The organism is Chryseobacterium sp. Leaf394 (assembly GCF_001424105.1).
Taxonomy (GTDB): Bacteria; Bacteroidota; Bacteroidia; order Flavobacteriales; family Weeksellaceae; genus Chryseobacterium.
The window spans coordinates 451,082-465,373 of sequence record NZ_LMQH01000012.1; the positions used below are offsets into that span (position 1 = coordinate 451,082).

Sequence of the window (14,292 nt, forward strand, 5' to 3'; positions counted from 1 at the left end):
AGACGATTTCTCGTTTTGAGTGGTGCAAATATACACACTTATTTTATATCAGTCAAGTTTTTTTCTAAAAATTCTCCCACTACAAAGTTGCTTCCGCCAATAAAAATCATTTCTCCATTTGTACATTTCTGTTTTGCAGAAAGATACGCGTCCTGAACAGAATCAAAAATTTTATAAATTATTTTTGAATTTTTTAATAAATCTTCATACTCTCCCGGATGACGGCCTCTGTTAATGGAAGGTTTTGCAAAATAAAACTCAGAATTTTCAGGAAGAAGAGACATGACATCATCAATTTTCTTGTCATTTACAAAACCTAAAACGATATGTTTATGTTTCGGAATTGAATTTAACTGTGAAAAAACAAATTCCAACCCAGCCTGATTGTGTGCCGTGTCACAGATTGTAAGTGGGTTTTGAGAAAATTCAAACCAGCGGCCGATGAAACCTGTGTTTTGATGAACATGTAAAAGTCCGGTTTTTATATTTTCATCTGAAATTGCATAATTCTGTTTTTTTAATTCTGCAGTCAGACCCAAAACTACTTTTATATTCTTATGCTGATAGTTTCCTTTTAAATCTGATTTTAAATCTGATTCCAACAAAGCTGCATCGGTAAGTGGTGCATTTTCTTTTTCAGCTTTGGCTTTAATAATATTTCTGACTACTTCATTTTCATCGCCGAAGACAATTGGAACTTGAGGTTTAATAATTCCTGCTTTTTCAAAAGCAATCTCTTCAATGGTGTTGCCTAAAATATTCTGATGATCAAGCTGCACGTTGGTGATAGCCGAAACTAGAGGTTTAATAATATTGGTGGAATCCAGTCTTCCGCCCAAACCGACTTCAATAATGGCAAAATCCACATTTTTCTGAGCAAAATATTCAAACGCCATTATGGTCGTAAACTCGAAAAATGACGGCAGAATGTCTTCAGGAAGTGTCTTTAATTTTAAAATAAAATCATAGACAAATTCCTTATCACAGTTTTTTCCGTTAATTTTTATTCTTTCGGTAAAATCGATGAGGTGTGGGGAATTGTAAAGCCCGACCGTGTAGCCGGCTTCCTGTAAAACTGATGCCAACATATTGCTGGTAGAGCCTTTACCATTGGTTCCTCCGATATGAATGCATTTGATTTTTTCCTGAGGATTGCCAAAAAAAGCACAGAGCCTTGTAATATTGTCCAATCCCGGTTTATAGGCTTTCTCGCCGTCAATCTGATAATTCGGAGCCTGTACGAAAAGCCATTCTACAGCTTCCTGATATTGCTGATTTGTCATGCCACAAAATTCCTGAAAGTTTTGGTAAAATAAAATATAAATTTTGCATCCGCTGTAACTTTTCTGTAATGGTTTCGTCTAATGTGAAAAAAGCTGATATGAATTCGCTGTATTTTGGTTTTTCAAAAACCTGTAAAGAAATTACGACTGAATTTTAGCTTTAAAAACAAAAAATAACTCAATATGAAAAAATTTCTGATTCTTTTTGCGGGACTTTCGGTTTTGAGCCTTAATGCTCAGAAAAAGTGGTCACTGCGGGAATGTGTAGATTATGCTGTGAAAAATAATCTGCAGGTAATTCAGAATGAATATAATAAACAGATTCAGGATGCCAACCTGAAAATTGCCAAAAGCAATTACCTGCCAACTGTGTCTGCCAACATGGGAAATAATGTGAGCTTCGGGCGGGCCTCTTTGGGAACGGGAAGTATCAGGAACGACAGATTCAGCAATAATGCTAATATCGGAGCCGATATTTTACTTTACAACAACGGAAGACTGGAAAAAACTGTCAGAAAAACCCAGTTTGATGTTGAGGCAAGTCAGTATGATATCGAAACCATTAAAAATGACATTTCACTTCAGATTGCCCAGCAATATCTGAATACCCTTCTGAATAAAGAGATTGTAAAAATTTCTCAGAGTGCCGTAACCAATGCACAAAAGCAGTACGACCGATCTAAAGCTACAACTGAAGTGGGAACAACCGCGCAGACTGTTTTGGCAGAAGCTGCAGCGGCTCTGGCAAGAGAAAAGCAAAATTTAAAAACCGCCGAAATCAATGTGGGTCGTAGTCTTTTTGCATTAGCTCAGCTCCTTCAGCTTAAAGAATATAAAGATTTTGATGTGGAGGATGTAGAAGTGTCTGATCAGCTAGCACCTCAACTGGTGAATGTGGATGAAGTTCTTACAACCGCCTACGAAAATCAGCCATTGGTAAAAGCTGCTGAGAGCAGAATTAAAGCTGCGGAGGCGCAGACAATTGTTACCCGGACAGCATTTTATCCTACACTTACGGCAAGTGTAGGGGTTGGAAGTTTTTACAATAACCTTTTGAACAGATACGATCAGTTTGGTCTTCCAAATAATAATCCTTCTTTTTTTAATCAGTACAGCGATAATTTCGGGCAGCAGGCAGGTCTGTCTCTAAATGTTCCTATTTTCAACAAAGGAATTACTAAACTTCAGGTGGAACAGGCAAAAATCAATGAAAGTATTGCCAAAAACAACTACGAACAGCAGAAATTTGCCATCCGACAAAGCGTTCAGCAGGCTCAGTTTGACGCCGATGCCAACTACGAAATTTACCTCGCTGCCACAGAAGCAGAAAGAAATACAAAACTTTCGCTGGATTTTGCTGAGAAAAGCTATGCCGCGGGCCGTTCTACAATTTTTGACGTGAATATTGCCCGAAACAACTATGCCAATGCACAGGGATCGGTGGCTCAGTCTAAATACAATTATCTTTTCAGTTTAAAATTATTAAATTTCTATGCGGGAATCCCTTTAAGTTTGTAAAATGTCTATTCAAACGCTGGAAAAATTTTTGCCGGACAACTGTGTAAGCCATCTGAAAAAATGGTTTGCTGGCCATTCCATTCACATTACAATTACAAGAGACCGCAAATCTAAACTGGGAGATTACAGAAAAAAGCGTGATGGTTCACATGAAATCACGATCAATTCTACACTTCATCCCGAGCTTTTTTTCTTTGTTTTCACTCATGAGCTGGCACACCTCCTCGCTTTTGAAAAGTACGGCCGCAGAATTGCACCACACGGAAATGAGTGGAAACATACATTCAGAATTATGTTGCTGGAAAGCATTGACGTTTATAGCAAAGAATTACAGTCAATCATCATCCGATTCTCCAGATCTCCGAAGGCTAATTTTATGGCAAGTCCGGAACTCGTTAAGTATTTTCATTTTGAAAAAAATGATGATGATGGCGTTTATGTGGAAAGCATTAAGAAAGGAGAAAACTTTATCTACCGAAATCAAAAGTATGTTTTAGAAGGTCTGATCAAAAAAAACTATCTTTGTATGAACCTCGAAACAGGCAGAAAGTATTCTTTCAGGCCTTTGGCGAGGGTACAAAATTGCAGTTAAAAAATGTCAACATCAAATCAATACTGCGTAATCATGGCAGGTGGCATCGGAAGCCGTTTCTGGCCATTGAGTACGCAAAAATTTCCAAAACAGTTTCAGGATATCCTGGGGACGGGTCGCACGATGATTCAGCAGACCTACGACCGCATCAGCAAGCTTATTCCTAAAGAAAACATTTTCGTAATTACGAATAAAGAATACGTTGCTCTTTCTCATCAGCAGCTTCCGGAAATCCCTGAGGCAAACATTGTGGGCGAGCCGCTTGTGAAAAATACTTCAGCCTGTAATCTGTACATGGCCAATAAAATCGGGGAACTGAATCCTGATGCCACGCTTATCGTTTTGCCCGCAGATCATTTAATTTTAAAGGAAGATGTTTTTCTTGAAAAAGTAAAACTTGCCTTGAATTTAGCTTCCAAAAATGATTATCTGATTACTCTGGGAATCGTTCCGACCAGGCCGGAAACCGGCTACAGATACATACAGTACGTAGAAAGCAGGCAGTCTGATTTGCATAAAGTGAAAACACTGACCGAAAAACCAATTTTAGAACTGGCCAATACTTTTCTGGAAAGCGGTGATTTCCTTTGGAATGCAGGTATTTTTATCTGGAATATTAAGACGATTCAAAAAGCTTTTGAAGATTTTCTTCCGGAAATGACGCAGCAGTTTACTTCGTGTGAGTATAATTCTGAAAGTGAAATCAGCTGTATTGAAACCATTTATCCTAAAATTCAGAAGATTTCCATTGACAACGGTATTCTGGAAAAAGCAGAAAATGTACACGTCATCCCCGCCGATCTTGGCTGGAGTGATCTGGGAACCTGGAGATCTGTTTTTGAGAATAGTGAAAAAGACGAAAATAACAACGCCAACCCGCACAAACATTCACTTTCCTACAACTCTTCAGGAAACATCATTCATTTAAAAAATGTAAATAAAGCGGTCATCGTAGACGGATTAAACGATTTTATCGTTGTAGATACAGACAAGGTTCTTCTGATCTGCCCGAGAGATCACGATCAGCGCATCAAAGATTATGTTCTTGATCTGAAAAACCTTAAAAAAGGGGATAAATTTATGTAAAAAGCCGGCATTATGCTGCCGCAACTCGATTTATGAACAGTTTAAAGAACACCGGAATTTTAGTTTTAATGCTTATTTCAACTCTTGTATTTTCACAGGAGAAAAAGAAATTTGCCAGCTTGCAGAATGTTTTGGCTCAGATAATTCCGAATGACAAATATGATTTCTGGGTTTTGGTGTACAACGAATACGGCAAAAATAAAGAGGTGAAAATTTCCGGTTCAAAAAAAGATTATCTGCCACAGTTTTCCGGTTTTGATCTTACACCGAGTGAAGATACTTTTTTCTACATCGTTAATTCTAAAGGGGGGAAGATAAGTTATATTACAGATTTAAAAGATCTCAAACCATTTATCGGTAAAATTGATAATGCCGAGGAGGCAGCGCTGTCAGCTGTTTTGGAAGGCTATATTATTGATGATGAGTTTGTAGACCTTGCCGCAAATTACCATCAGGATGCAAAAAATTATTATCTTGATCTGGGAAAAGTCACTTCTCAGGAATGTCCGTATCAGAAAAAGCATTTCACGCTTACAGTTTCCAAAACTTCGGGAATGATCGAAAAAGCTGAAGAGAACGGTTCTTATATCGAACTTTATAATAAAAAGTGCAAAAACAATCCGAGACTTTTAAAAATAGAAAAAAAGCCTGAACCGAAAGATGACCCCAAAAAACAACCTGCAAAACGAAGATAATTTCTTTGAAACCGAAAGGCTCATCATCCGCTTGATTTCGTTAGACGATGCTCAGCTGATTTTTGATCTTTACAACATGCCCAATTTCATAAAGTTCATCGGAAACAGACATATCACAAGTCTTGAAGCTGCTGAAAATTATATTGAAAACAGATTTTTCCCGCAGATCAACCGTCTGGGCTATGGGAATTATGCAGTAATTTTAAAGGAAGAAAATATTAAAATTGGTGCAGTAGGTATTTTTGAGCGTGAGGGTCTCGATGTTTCGGATATTGGTTTTTCTGTCCTTGAAAAATTTGAAGGAAAAGGTTTGATGTACGAAGCTGCCGCTAAAATAAAAGATGAGGTCATGAACCGGTTTAATTTAAAAAAGATTTCTGCCATCACTACCAAAGATAATATTTCATCCCAAAAATTAATTGAAAAGCTGGATTTAAAGTTCAAAAACTTCGTTACACTTCCCAATGAAGATGAGGAATTGATGTATTTTGAAACTGAATAAAGTGTAAGTAAAAAGCCACCACAATTGTGACGGCTTTCTGTATGTTTCAGCTAAAATTTAAATATTAAAGCATTCCGAGCTCAAATTTTGCTTCTTCGCTCATCATATCTTTGTTCCAGCTTGGCTCAAAAGTAAGTTCCAGATCTACATCATTTACATTTTCCACCTCTTTCACTTTATCTTTCACCTCTTGTGGAAGCGTTTCTGCAACCGGACAGTTAGGCGTTGTAAGCGTCATAATAATCTTTACATCGGCTTCTTCAGAGATCTGCACGTCGTAAATTAATCCCAGCTCATAAATGTCTACCGGAATTTCGGGATCATAAACCGTTTTTAAAACACCAATTATTTCTTCACCAATATCTGCGATCTGATCGTCTGTAAATTTCATTTTTATGATTAATCTAAATTAAGAATATCTTTTCAGTAAATCTTCCTGACGCATGCGCCGGAAAATATTGGCCAAAGTTAAGACATCTTTTTCACAATAGTCTACTATTCTCTGCAAGTCTTTTTCTATGTAGTAAATTGATGAAACCATTGATCCGTCGATATCGTCTTTTGGCGTCGGAATCCCGAAAACATGCGCCAGAAGTTCCAGTGAAACAAAACTTTTATAATCCCCGAATTTCCAGAGTTCCATCGTGTCTATATGCGGAATTTCCCATGGTTTTTTTCCGAAAAGCTGGAAGGGAGAAGGCGGTTGCATTCCGTTGATTAAAAATCTTCTGGCAATCCAGGGGAAATCGAATTCCTTGCCATTGTGAGCACAGAGAATCACGTCGCGAAGCCTCATGCTGTTGAAAATTTCACCAAACTCTTCAAGCAGAATTTTCTCATCGTCGTTTGCAAAGCTTTTGATTTTTAAAGTGTCGTTTTTTTCGACCATTCCGATGGTAATGCAGATAATTTTTCCAAATTCTGCCATGATTCCTGCCCGATCATAAAAATCTTCTGCGGAAATTTCATCCTTGCGCTGGTATCTTGTTTTTTTATCCCAAAGCGTTTGTTCGGTGTCAGGAATTTCGTTCCAGTTTCCATGCTGTGGAACCGTTTCTATGTCAAGAAACAGTAGTTTTTCTATAGGAATATTTTGGATCATATTGTGTTTGATTTTTCTAAGTAATAGTATTCGTCATTTCAAACCCTAAAGGTTTTTAATCCATTAGTTTTGAAATTTTTGTTGAATTTAACCAACCTGCAGTCCGTTTTTTACAGGCAATGAAGGCGAAAGAAGGGTTACGTCTTTGGAATCTTCACCATAGACACCTAAAACAAGACATTCACTGAAGAAATTGGCAATCTGTTTTTTCGGAAAATTCACCACAGCTAAAATCTGCCTTCCCACTAAATCTTCCTTGTTGTAAAATGATGTGATTTGTGCTGCAGATTTTCTTATTCCCAAATCTCCAAAGTCAATTTCAAGTTGGTAGGAAGGATTTCTGGCTTTTTCAAAATCATTTACAGAAATAATTGTTCCGGATCTGATGTCTAATTTTTCAAAATCTGCCCAGGATATTTCGCGTTTAGTGCTCATTACATAAAAGAATTATGAGGTTTAAACAAAAGTATTAAAATTTTGATTCAAATTTTATCTAAAATAATTTACTGTTAAAGATTTTCTCTATGTTTGTTAAATGCCTGCTGTATTAGAGAGACAGAAGAACTAATTCACAAAAATTAAATTTCGCGATGATGAAAAAATATATTTTGATTGTTATATCCTTCCTTTTCTTCGGATGTGTGTCAAAGGACAATGAAGTTGTAGAAGCTGAAAAAACAGTTCTAAATTTTTATACTTTCCTGAAACAGCATAATAAAGAAGATGCCGTTAAATTATTTGATCAGCAGGAAGAAGATAGAGAGAAATTCTATCTCATATATGATATGGTAGAAAATGAAAATGGATCAATCCTCGACTACAGGCTTATCGGATGGCAGAAAACAACAGCTATTGGAACAGATTCAGAATCAGAATTTTTATTAACTTATGATGTAATTCGGTCAATTTCGAATACTAAAGAATCTTTTTTACTTCAAAAAGTTAATGATTCTGTCAAAATAAAAAAGTCTAAAATTGATTTTGACCTTACACACAAAAAATAACAGCATTAAAATTTAAATTTAAAACTTTCATAATTTGCCGGAAAATTTTTAAATTTACTTCAAACACAAAGCAATGCTGATCAAAATTTACGGAAGTGCCATCTTCGGAGTATCTGCTCAAACCATTACTATTGAAGTCAACATAGATACCGGTGGGGTAGGCTACCATCTTGTGGGTCTTCCAGACAATGCCATCAAAGAAAGCAGCTACAGAATTTCTGCCGCACTGAAAAATGTCGGTTTCAAAATTCCCGGAAAGAAAATCACGATAAACATGGCTCCTGCAGACCTCAGAAAAGAAGGAGCAGCTTACGATCTGAGTATTGCCATGGGAATTCTGGTGGCTTCAGACCAGATTGTTGCCGAACATATTAAAGATTACATCATCATGGGTGAGCTTTCGCTGGACGGAAGTTTACAACCGATCAAAGGCGTATTGCCTATTGCCATTCAGGCTCGTGAAGAAGGTTTCAAAGGGATTATTTTACCGAAACAGAATACCAGAGAAGCAGCTATTGTAAATAATCTCGACGTTTATGGTGTAGAAAACATCAAAGAAGTCATTGATTTTTTTAACGAAGGAACTCCTTTGGAGAAAACAGTTTTGGATACCAGGAAAGAATTTCAGGATAAAATCAATTCATTTCCTTTTGATTTCTCTGAAGTGAAAGGCCAGGAAACAGCAAAAAGAGCCATGGAAGTTGCTGCGGCCGGCGGTCACAATATTATTCTGATCGGCCCTCCCGGAAGCGGAAAAACGATGTTGGCGAAAAGAGTTCCGAGTATTTTACCTCCGTTAACTTTAAAGGAAGCTCTGGAAACCACAAAAATTCATTCTGTTGCCGGAAAAATGGGAACTGAAACGTCACTGATGACGGTTCGGCCGTTCCGCAGTCCGCACCACACAATTTCGGACGTCGCACTGGTCGGTGGCGGAAGTTATCCTCAGCCCGGAGAAATTTCTTTAGCTCACAACGGAGTTTTATTTCTGGATGAAATGCCGGAATTTAAACGAACCGTTCTTGAAGTCATGCGGCAACCGCTGGAAGACCGTGAAGTAACGATTTCGAGAGCTAAATTTACTGTAAATTATCCTTCGAGTTTTATGCTGGTCGCATCTATGAACCCCAGCCCAAGCGGATATTTTCCCGATGATCCGAATAATACATCTTCTGTTTTTGAAATGCAGAGGTATATGAATAAACTTTCGGGTCCGCTTTTAGACCGTATTGATATTCATGTAGAAGTACAGAAAGTTGAGTTTGAACAGCTCGCCGAAAAAAGAAAAGGTGAAAAAAGTGAAGACATCAGAAAGCGGGTTTTGGTGGCTCGTGAGATTCAGAATGAGCGGTATAAAGATTTACCGATAAGCTACAACGCCCAAATTGGGTCGCGTGAACTGGAAAAATTCTGCGAATTGGACGACACCTCATTTAATCTCATCAAAATGGCCATGGAAAAACTGAATCTGTCTGCAAGAGCCTATGACAGAATCTTAAAAGTGGCAAGAACAATCGCTGATCTGGAAGAATCTGAAAATATTTTATCACACCATATATCCGAAGCAATACAGTACAGAAGTCTGGATCGTGAATTTTGGAATGTTTAAAACTCTAAAATCTTTAAGATGGTAAGTGATAGGCTAAAAAACTTTCGTGCTGTTTGGGAATTTTCTAAAAAGAGAATTTACATCCAGAAAAACTTCTGCATGATCAATTCAATTGATGATCTGAAAAAATATTTAGTTTACTCTTCGTGTAAGAAGCACATTTAAGAGAAAAGTTCCCTGCCAATTATTTGCAAAATTGTCTGAACGAACTACTACAACTGTAAGTCTCGTTCTTCCGTTAGTGCCGTTATTTTCAATAGAAATCATATTTGCATTGTAGACATCTGGCAATCCGCTGTTATTACCGGCGGTTAGCTGCGGATAAAGTCCTGAAACGTTAAATGGGCTTCCCTGAAATTCATATACAATAACCATTTTGGCCGGAGTATTGGTTCCTGCGTAGGTCGATACCTTAGAAATTACCCACCAGTTATCGCTGTCATAAATAGTATTATTGTGATTGCTAAAATCGGATGTATACTGCTGGTGTGGCGGTATTTTCAGTTGACCTCCATAGATGTCAACATTGGTTGATCTGATTGGTTGCCAGACTCCGGGTGCTGGAAGTGCGGCAGTATCAAAATAATAAAAGCCCGGCGATCCGATATTTATAGCTGAACCGGTTGCTGTTCCTGTTGTACTGTTATTAACGTAGATCAGTGTAGAAAGTGTGGTTACAGGAGTGGTATTGTTTCCCATTGCCTGTGCTCTTTGCCTGTCCAGATTAGGAATGATGATCCCATCCTTTGTCTCCGGATTCAGAGTGCCGGTGGAGAGTGCTGCAGTAATATCTAATGTGCTTTTAGGTGATGAATTGTTAATTCCAACCTGTGCATATGAGTAAGTGTTAATTGCGACAATAAGGCTGAGGTAAACTTTTTTCATATATCTAATTAATTTGTGTTATTCCTGACTATTCAACAGAATACGATTTCCTTAAATGATAATTTTTAACTTTTCTTTATCCATAAATTGAATCCCCGCAAATTGTATTAACAACAATTTTTTAATTATTCCGCTTCGCAAGAGGAACTGTTTATGAAACGATTTAGTAAAATTCAAATATAATAAATTACGGATAGATGTAAAATATTTTTTTTCGCCTTACCAGGATTTAAGTATGATTAAGTGTGTGTTCATCGTGTACGGTGGGGTTTTGGAATGTTTAAAAAGTTGCCAAAATTATCTGAAATATTTTTTCACTTAAAACAAAAACGACCGTCATCACGACGGTCGTTTTCTATTATATTTTCCAGCTTTTCAGCAGCCAGCGGTAAATCAGAATATTGACAAAGAAATAAACGAGCAGCGGTACAACAACAATGACCGTCCATAAAAACGGATTCACATACATCGACAGCAAACCGTTGGAAACATCAGATTTCGCAATCAGGTATTGTCCTAAGGCAATCAGTCCTAAACTTAAAATTAAAACAATCATTAAATTTAAACTGAACTTCCTGCTGATATCGCTTACCATTTTCTTTGGCGAATATCCAAGACTGTTTTTAATGGAAACTTCTTCCTGTTTCTCTAAAAACTGAATTTTAATAAAACTTACAATAATATAAAGGCATAAAGCGAAAATGAAAATCCCCAAAACTGCAATCACTTTTAAAACCAAAAACAGTTTCGACTTTATTTTTGCTGAACGTAGGCTTTCCTGATTCGATTCATAGCCGTTTTCCTTCATTTTCGAAACCAAGCCTTCATCTCCGGAATCTTTTACCTGAACCAAAACCCTGTTGTAAATTTTAGGTTGACTGGCAAGTTCCGGTTTGGCAGCAGCATTCAGAGAGTCAAGGAATTTTTTAGGAATCAACACAGAATGAATTCTGTCTGAAAGCCCAACCATTTTTCCCCGATACGTTTTGTTTTCCTTATTAATAGTAATGTTGATATTAACTTCGATTTTCTTGGCAAAATCTTCTGAAATCTGCGGTAAGCCTTGATTAATGGCAAAACCGTAATTGTAAAGATTCAGATATTCCCTTGAAATAATAATTGGAATTTCATCTCCGTTCACCTGAAACTCTTCTTCTTTCAGAGGAACGTCAATCGCCTTCAAATCTACACTTTCAAAATAAAGATCAGTGTAAAAAGGAATAAAATCGCCTCCGTTCGCCGAAGCTTTAAACTCATTGGCAGAAAAAGGGTAGATGTTTTTTACCTCAGACCAGTTTTTGATCTTCGCAACTTCATTTTCATTAAAACCCAGCAGTTCTTTACGTCCGATATTATCCGGAGTGAGTTTTTTGCTGAAAGTAAGCCAGTAATTGCTGTCACTGCTTTTGCTTCCGAAAAGACGGTTGGCATTTTCGTACAGCTGCAGACAGGATAACACCAAAATAAAGGCAATGAACAGTCCGGCGTACAGAATAAGTGAATTAAAAATTTTCTTCATAGCGTTTATAGATGAAGAATTTGATAATGATGCTCAAAAGGAAACTCGTTCAGCTCAAAAAAGATCACCGAACTTCCACTTTCTTCAGAAACTTCGTTGATCAGTGAAAAGGCAATTTTTTTATTGTTAATATCCAAATGGCTGAAACATTCATCGTAAATCAAAAAATCTGTCGGATTGATCAGGCTTCTCACGATGGCGCTTCGTTGGCGTTCCCCATACGAGCAGTTTTCAGCTTTCTTGTTCAGAAGACTTTCAATTCCGAGACGTCGCGAATATTCTTCCATTTTTGGAATAAACTGTTTTTTATCTTTATTAAATATACGCAGCAGTATATTCTCAGAAATAGTCAGGTTTTTAATCATTCTTACATCCTGAAAAAGCAAGCTGATGCCCTGTTTTCTGTGTTCAACAATTTTTTCCAGATGCAGTTTTTTTACAACTTTCGTCCCATATTTTATTTCTCCTTCATATTGGAAATGAGTTCCGAGCATTGCCGTCGCAAGAGTAGATTTCCCGCTCCCTGACGGTGCAATGATCAGATTTTTTTTACCTTTTGCGAATGTGATATTCCGATTCCAGATTTCAGAATCTTCAATATTTTTCGGGGTAAAATATTTTGGCGAAATATTATTTAAAACAATATCAGTCATTCATTAATAAATAATACAGTGCGTTTTCGTCTTTCTTGTCGAGAGTAAATACCGTTTTAGAAAGAAGGTTTCCGCTGTCTTCCTTAGATTCGTTGGTCATACTGATCACTTTCACCGGCGGATTTTCTCTTTGGTTGTAATCTTTACCGTCAGACCATGAATAAGACATCACACCCGATTTTTTATCCAAAGTTGAATTTTTTCCGGCTTTTTCCCCCTGAAACTGAGAAAGAACCTCAGGATTTTCAGAAACAATTACCTGATTGTCTGTTACTACATATCTTTTTCCTGCAGATGTAAGATACTGATCCATCAGACTTGTCAGTGTAGCTTTGTTTTTCGGGTTAAATCCTAAAACGATCGCATTGTCTGATCTGTAATTGTAATAATCAGCGGTATCCTGTTTTACTTTAAAATCAACAAAAGCATAATCTCCAGTAAAAGTAGAAGTGATGTCTTCCAAAGACTTGTTGCTTGAAGCCAAATAATGATTTACCGTAGCTTCAAAACCAGATTCTTTCACAAGATATCTCATAAAATCTAAACTGAAAAACCCGATTGAGTATGACTTTGCATTATCCAGTTCCACATTTTTTACAAGATCGTAGTTTACTTTATTTTTATCGTAATATTTCTCTACGATTTTCTTCATATCGCTGTTAAAGAAAGTTTTAGTTTCCATATCAGCTTTACCTTTGTCGAAATTAAAATCAAAACCAATTCCCGAATCTTTGATCAGTTTGTTGATGGCAAGTGTTTCAATATAACCTTTAGATGCGAAGCTCGCTACGGCAGCAAGATTTACCCATCCGCTCACATCTTTATTTCCTACAAGAGAATTGTTTACCTGCTCTTTGATCGCAGCATTTTTACTTCCTTTTCTTGCCCAGAAATCTGCGAAATATTTATCGTTGATTCTCTCAGAACCTTCAGGCATCGCAGAATTGTATCCACCATAAGGATTGTACGCTTTTTCGCTGACCATAATGGCCATATCGCCCTTCATACTTCCGGCAAGTTTTCCACCAATGTAGATATGATCTTTGTTGTCGATGGTCACTTTCGTTTTGGTCAGATCAGTCATACTTTTCTGGAACTTCGCCTTGTCATTGATCCAAAGAAAAGATTTTACGTCAAATTCAGAATTTGTTTTTCCCTGATCAACGAGAAGATAGAGAGGCTTATCGATGTCGATTCCGGATTCCTCAGGTTTATTGACCAACTGCAGAAACAGCTTTTCTTCAGCCTGAATATTTTTCTTCTCTTTCAGGATTTTGTCTACAGGAATTTTTTTTGAAATTTCCTTCAGATTTACTCTGGATATTCCCAAAGTCGTGTCTGTGGTGTAGTTTAAGATTTCATCATTCTTGTTAGAATTACATGAAAAAAGGATTACCAGCGCAAATGCACACAGTAAAGTTTTCATTAAAGTGCTTTTCATAAATGTTTGAGTTAAGAAAACAAATATAACATTTTGTACTACATGGAAATCATGTTAACGTGAAAAAAAATTAAAATTTTATTTTGAATTTCAAAAAAAATAATATCTTTGCATCTGAAAATCAAGTTTAACCATTTTAAAAAACAACGAAGCAATGTTCAGATTCAACTTACATTCAACAGTAGGATTGCCTTTTGCAAAGGCGGGGCTTCGTGGTTTGGTACATTCTTAGAACAACAGTATAATGAAATATCAAAACCCGGAGTCGTAAGATTTCGGGTTTTTTATTGCGCAATATTTCAAACTGAAAACGTTTCCCCGAAATCTTTTTTTTAGGAGCTTAATCCCGCTTTCCGCTATATCTTTTTTTTGCCAGCGCTTTTTTCAAGCCCAGGCAAAAAAA

The 14,292-nt window shown here is 36.9% G+C and carries 15 protein-coding genes; 7 read left to right on the forward strand and 8 right to left on the reverse strand.

Annotated features, from left to right (window positions below; translation table 11 throughout):
* Positions 1–38: 38 nt before the first annotated feature.
* Positions 39–1,283 (reverse strand): folylpolyglutamate synthase/dihydrofolate synthase family protein, encoded by a 1,245-nt coding sequence (locus ASG21_RS17620; protein WP_056083690.1) that lies wholly within the window; start codon positions 1,281–1,283, stop codon positions 39–41.
* A gap of 183 nt (positions 1,284–1,466) precedes the next feature.
* Between ASG21_RS17620 and ASG21_RS17625 the strand changes: the two genes are divergently transcribed.
* The 5 genes from ASG21_RS17625 to ASG21_RS17645 are packed head-to-tail and all read left to right on the forward strand — an operon-like array spanning position 1,467 to position 5,676.
* Complete coding sequence (locus ASG21_RS17625) at positions 1,467–2,801, forward strand: TolC family protein (RefSeq protein WP_056083693.1); 1,335 nt, start codon at positions 1,467–1,469, stop codon at positions 2,799–2,801.
* A gap of 1 nt (position 2,802) precedes the next feature.
* Positions 2,803–3,393 carry a SprT-like domain-containing protein gene (locus ASG21_RS17630; protein WP_056083696.1) on the forward strand — a complete coding sequence of 197 codons (591 nt, stop codon included), beginning with the start codon at positions 2,803–2,805 and terminating at the stop codon, positions 3,391–3,393.
* Between the two features lie 3 nt (positions 3,394–3,396).
* On the forward strand, positions 3,397–4,479 hold the full coding sequence (locus tag ASG21_RS17635; RefSeq protein ID WP_056083701.1) for a mannose-1-phosphate guanylyltransferase: 1,083 nt from the start codon (positions 3,397–3,399) through the stop codon (positions 4,477–4,479).
* Between the two features lie 32 nt (positions 4,480–4,511).
* Positions 4,512–5,174 carry a hypothetical protein gene (locus tag ASG21_RS17640; protein ID WP_056083703.1) on the forward strand — a complete coding sequence of 221 codons (663 nt, stop codon included), beginning with the start codon at positions 4,512–4,514 and terminating at the stop codon, positions 5,172–5,174.
* The gene (locus tag ASG21_RS17645; protein ID WP_056083706.1) at positions 5,140–5,676 is read left to right on the forward strand and encodes a GNAT family N-acetyltransferase; all 537 of its coding nucleotides are present in this window, start codon (positions 5,140–5,142) and stop codon (positions 5,674–5,676) included. Before ASG21_RS17640 ends, ASG21_RS17645 begins: the two co-directional genes overlap by 35 nt.
* Before the next feature lie 64 nt (positions 5,677–5,740).
* Here ASG21_RS17645 and ASG21_RS17650 read toward each other — a convergent pair whose 3' ends face one another.
* From ASG21_RS17650 to ASG21_RS17660, 3 genes are all read right to left on the reverse strand, one after another.
* Positions 5,741–6,067, reverse strand: a complete 327-nt coding sequence (locus ASG21_RS17650; protein ID WP_056083710.1) for an SUF system Fe-S cluster assembly protein — start codon at positions 6,065–6,067, stop codon at positions 5,741–5,743.
* Positions 6,068–6,085: 18 nt separating this feature from the next.
* A complete protein-coding gene (locus tag ASG21_RS17655; RefSeq protein WP_056083713.1) occupies positions 6,086–6,778 on the reverse strand; it encodes a 3'-5' exonuclease in 693 nt (230 codons plus the stop codon).
* An 87-nt stretch (positions 6,779–6,865) separates the two neighbouring features.
* Positions 6,866–7,213, reverse strand: a complete 348-nt coding sequence (locus tag ASG21_RS17660) for a tRNA-binding protein (RefSeq protein WP_056083716.1) — start codon at positions 7,211–7,213, stop codon at positions 6,866–6,868.
* A gap of 158 nt (positions 7,214–7,371) precedes the next feature.
* Here ASG21_RS17660 and ASG21_RS17665 point away from each other — a divergent pair, with 158 nt between their 5' ends.
* Entirely contained in the window at positions 7,372–7,782 is a 411-nt protein-coding gene (locus tag ASG21_RS17665; RefSeq protein ID WP_056083718.1) for a hypothetical protein, read from the forward strand.
* Between the two features lie 73 nt (positions 7,783–7,855).
* Positions 7,856–9,391: a YifB family Mg chelatase-like AAA ATPase gene (locus ASG21_RS17670; RefSeq protein WP_056083721.1), complete on the forward strand. Its 1,536-nt coding sequence runs from the start codon at positions 7,856–7,858 to the stop codon at positions 9,389–9,391.
* 132 nt (positions 9,392–9,523) lie between these two features.
* Here the strand turns inward: ASG21_RS17670 and ASG21_RS17675 are convergent, their stop codons facing one another.
* The 4 genes from ASG21_RS17675 to ASG21_RS17690 all read right to left on the reverse strand — a co-directional run bounded on the left by ASG21_RS17675 (position 9,524) and on the right by ASG21_RS17690 (position 13,889).
* Positions 9,524–10,276 carry a hypothetical protein gene (locus tag ASG21_RS17675; protein ID WP_056083724.1) on the reverse strand — a complete coding sequence of 251 codons (753 nt, stop codon included), beginning with the start codon at positions 10,274–10,276 and terminating at the stop codon, positions 9,524–9,526.
* Positions 10,277–10,634: 358 nt separating this feature from the next.
* Positions 10,635–11,795, reverse strand: coding sequence for an FtsX-like permease family protein (locus ASG21_RS17680; protein ID WP_056083727.1), 1,161 nt, complete (start codon positions 11,793–11,795; stop codon positions 10,635–10,637).
* A gap of 5 nt (positions 11,796–11,800) precedes the next feature.
* Complete coding sequence (locus ASG21_RS17685) at positions 11,801–12,448, reverse strand: ATP-binding cassette domain-containing protein (RefSeq protein ID WP_056083730.1); 648 nt, start codon at positions 12,446–12,448, stop codon at positions 11,801–11,803.
* Positions 12,441–13,889, reverse strand: a complete 1,449-nt coding sequence (locus ASG21_RS17690) for a DUF4836 family protein (protein WP_056083733.1) — start codon at positions 13,887–13,889, stop codon at positions 12,441–12,443. Before ASG21_RS17690 ends, ASG21_RS17685 begins: the two co-directional genes overlap by 8 nt.
* Positions 13,890–14,292 lie beyond the last annotated feature (403 nt).

Bases quoted from the DNA above. Each gene is read 5' to 3' on its own strand.
- ASG21_RS17620 (WP_056083690.1), bottom strand. From the start codon at position 1,283: ATGACAAATCAGCAATATCAGGAAGCTGTAGAATGGCTTTTCGTACAG.
- ASG21_RS17625 (WP_056083693.1), top strand. From the start codon at position 1,467: ATGAAAAAATTTCTGATTCTTTTTGCGGGACTTTCGGTTTTGAGCCTT.
- ASG21_RS17630 (WP_056083696.1), top strand. From the start codon at position 2,803: ATGTCTATTCAAACGCTGGAAAAATTTTTGCCGGACAACTGTGTAAGC.
- ASG21_RS17635 (WP_056083701.1), top strand. From the start codon at position 3,397: ATGTCAACATCAAATCAATACTGCGTAATCATGGCAGGTGGCATCGGA.
- ASG21_RS17640 (WP_056083703.1), top strand. From the start codon at position 4,512: ATGAACAGTTTAAAGAACACCGGAATTTTAGTTTTAATGCTTATTTCA.
- ASG21_RS17645 (WP_056083706.1), top strand. From the start codon at position 5,140: ATGACCCCAAAAAACAACCTGCAAAACGAAGATAATTTCTTTGAAACC.
- ASG21_RS17650 (WP_056083710.1), bottom strand. From the start codon at position 6,067: ATGAAATTTACAGACGATCAGATCGCAGATATTGGTGAAGAAATAATT.
- ASG21_RS17655 (WP_056083713.1), bottom strand. From the start codon at position 6,778: ATGATCCAAAATATTCCTATAGAAAAACTACTGTTTCTTGACATAGAA.
- ASG21_RS17660 (WP_056083716.1), bottom strand. From the start codon at position 7,213: ATGAGCACTAAACGCGAAATATCCTGGGCAGATTTTGAAAAATTAGAC.
- ASG21_RS17665 (WP_056083718.1), top strand. From the start codon at position 7,372: ATGAAAAAATATATTTTGATTGTTATATCCTTCCTTTTCTTCGGATGT.
- ASG21_RS17670 (WP_056083721.1), top strand. From the start codon at position 7,856: ATGCTGATCAAAATTTACGGAAGTGCCATCTTCGGAGTATCTGCTCAA.
- ASG21_RS17675 (WP_056083724.1), bottom strand. From the start codon at position 10,276: ATGAAAAAAGTTTACCTCAGCCTTATTGTCGCAATTAACACTTACTCA.
- ASG21_RS17680 (WP_056083727.1), bottom strand. From the start codon at position 11,795: ATGAAGAAAATTTTTAATTCACTTATTCTGTACGCCGGACTGTTCATT.
- ASG21_RS17685 (WP_056083730.1), bottom strand. From the start codon at position 12,448: ATGACTGATATTGTTTTAAATAATATTTCGCCAAAATATTTTACCCCG.
- ASG21_RS17690 (WP_056083733.1), bottom strand. From the start codon at position 13,889: ATGAAAAGCACTTTAATGAAAACTTTACTGTGTGCATTTGCGCTGGTA.